This is a genomic window from Methylobacterium sp. WL18, assembly GCF_008040015.1.
Taxonomy (GTDB): Bacteria; Pseudomonadota; Alphaproteobacteria; order Rhizobiales; family Beijerinckiaceae; genus Methylobacterium; species Methylobacterium mesophilicum.
The window spans coordinates 1-2244 of the sequence record NZ_VRVD01000705.1 but is presented as its reverse complement, the minus strand read 5'-3'; the positions used below and the strand labels follow the sequence as shown (position 1 = coordinate 2244).

2 protein-coding genes are annotated in these 2244 nt (G+C 69.6%); one reads left to right on the top strand and one right to left on the bottom strand.

The window, feature by feature from the left end:
• Window position 1: 1 nt before the first annotated feature.
• A complete protein-coding gene (locus FV228_RS27260; protein WP_147857372.1) occupies window positions 2–223 on the top strand; it encodes a hypothetical protein in 222 nt (73 codons plus the stop codon).
• 52 nt (window positions 224–275) lie between these two features.
• Here FV228_RS27260 and FV228_RS27255 read toward each other — a convergent pair.
• A partial coding sequence (locus FV228_RS27255) for a TonB-dependent siderophore receptor (RefSeq protein WP_147857371.1) occupies window positions 276–2244 on the bottom strand: 1969 nt, incomplete at its 5' end.

Sequence of the window (2244 nt, the reverse complement as noted above, 5' to 3'; positions counted from 1 at the left end):
GATGTCGGCCGTCGCGTCCCCGGCTTCCGCCGCCCCGATCGGTCCCGGCGCCGTCGCCGCGCCGGCCGACATCGTCTCGACCGTCCAGATGGACCGGATGGAGCGCCGCATGGAGCGTCGCCACATGGAGCGCCGGATGATGCGGCGTCACATGGAGCGTCGCATGATGCGCCGCGACATGCGCCACCGCATGATGCGTCGGGACATGATGCACCGCATGTAGTCGATCGACCGGCCCCCGCCGGCAGACGCGTCGGCGGGGGCCCAGCTTGCCATCAGAAATCCGCCGACAGCGACGCCAGGAACGTCCGCGGCATGCCGTAGGTCAGCACGCTCGATCCTGCGGAACCCCAGTACCGTGCGCCGGCCGCGTTCTGGACGTTGAAGCGGGCCGTCAGCGGCGTCCCGTTCGCCGTGAAGCTGTAGCGGACGCCGAAGTCCAGGCGCGTCCAGTCCGGGATCCTCTGGGTGTTGGCCTGATCGTAGTACTGGGCGGACGTGTAGATCACGCGCCCGGTCAGGGTCACCCCGCGCAGCATCCAGGCCGGCAGATCCACCTCGCCGCCGAGGTTGGCCTGCACGGTGGGCACGCCGGGCGCCACGTGGCCGTCGAAGCGGCCCGCCTCCGTCTTCACCAGCCGACCATCCGACAGCGTGAGGCCGCCCAGCACGCGGATCCCGTCCGCCGGCGCGCCGAAGACGTTCAGGTCGATGCCCTGGTTGCGCTGCTCGCCGTTCAGTCCGAAAATCAGCGTCTTCGGATCGAGGATCCCGGATGGCTGCGTGATTTCGAAGAACGCCAGGGTGAGCCCGACCGGGTCGAGATCGAGCTTAGCCCCCGTCTCGATCTGGCTGGTCACCACGGGCGGGAACACCGTTCCGGCATTGCGCGCGAGGTCGGGGACATCCGGCCCGAAGCCGAACCCTTCCGCGTAGCTGGCGTAGAGCGACAGCCTGTCCCACGGCTTGACGATCAGCGCCGCCACCGGGGTCGAGGCCGACTTGTCGTAGCGCGACGAGAACCGGCCGGTCGGCAGGATCGTGTCACGTTGCGCGTTCTGGAAGCGTCCGCCGGCGATGAGTTGGATGCGCCCGTCGAGGACGGATGCGGTGTCGGTGACGGCCAGGCCGTCCAACCCGGATTGGGTCGTCAGCTGAAGCTGCGGCGTCGGCCGGAACGGTCGTGCGACGATCGCCGGGGTGTAGAGTGCCGACAGGAATCGCGGGCCGGGCGTGGACGCGGACGGCTCACGGGCCTCGTAATGCGTGGCGACGACCGCAACCGCATGGTCGACCGGGCCGGTCTGGAAGCGGCCCCTCAGGCCGGCCTCGCCCGACCACTGGCCGTTCTCGACGGATATGGTCGTGGTCTGCTGCGACAGCGCGCCCGATGCGCGCGTGATGGTGCCGCGCGTGGTGAAGAAGTCGCGTTTGGTCGTCGAGCCGCCGACGGCGCCGAACAGCGTGATGTCCGGCGTGAGGTCGTATTCGGCCCGCAGGACACCGAAGCCCTGATCGATATCCGAGCGCTCCCACGGTTGCTGCACGTTGAGGCTGAGGCGCGGCGCCCGCGGGATCCGGACCCCCGGGAGGACGGCGAGGCCCGCGCTCTGGGCGTCCAGGTCGAGGTGCTGATAGCCGGCATCGAGGCTGAGCCGGAGCGCGTCGCCACGGAAATCGAGGCCCAGCGTCAGGGCGCCGAGGTTCTGGTTCTGCCGATCGATCGGGGTGGGCCCGTCGCGGTAGACGCCGTTGATCCGGACGCCGACGGCGTTGCCCTCTCCGAAGCGGCGGCCGACATCGAACGTCCCGCCGACATTGCCGCGCGAGAGGTACTGCGCCGTGACGCGCGTCAGGGGCGTCTCGGCGGCGCGCTTGGGGACCAGGTTGACCACGCCCACGGCGCTGCCCGAGGGCGGGAAGCCGTACAGGAAGGAGCCGGGCCCGCTCAGGACCTCGACGCGCTCGATGCCCTCGATCGCCGGCCGGTAGACGCTCGCGATGCCGTACAGGCCGTCGAATGCCGTATCTCTTGAGATCACGACGAATCCGCGGATGAAGAGATTCTGTTGTGAGCCGAAGGGCGGCTGTTGTTCGCGGACGGAGGCGTTGTTCGCCAGGACGTCGCCGACGGTCTGGGCCTGCTGGTCGCGGATCAGTTTCGCGGTGTAGTTCGATTGCGTGAACGGCAGGTCGAACACGCTGCGATTGCCGAGGAAGCCGGCACGGCCGCCGCCGGCCACC

What these genes read in the sequence shown, in the direction of transcription:
- FV228_RS27260 (WP_147857372.1), top strand. Translation starts at nt 2, where the DNA reads ATGTCGGCCGTCGCGTCCCCGGCTTCCGCCGCCCCGATCGGTCCCGGC.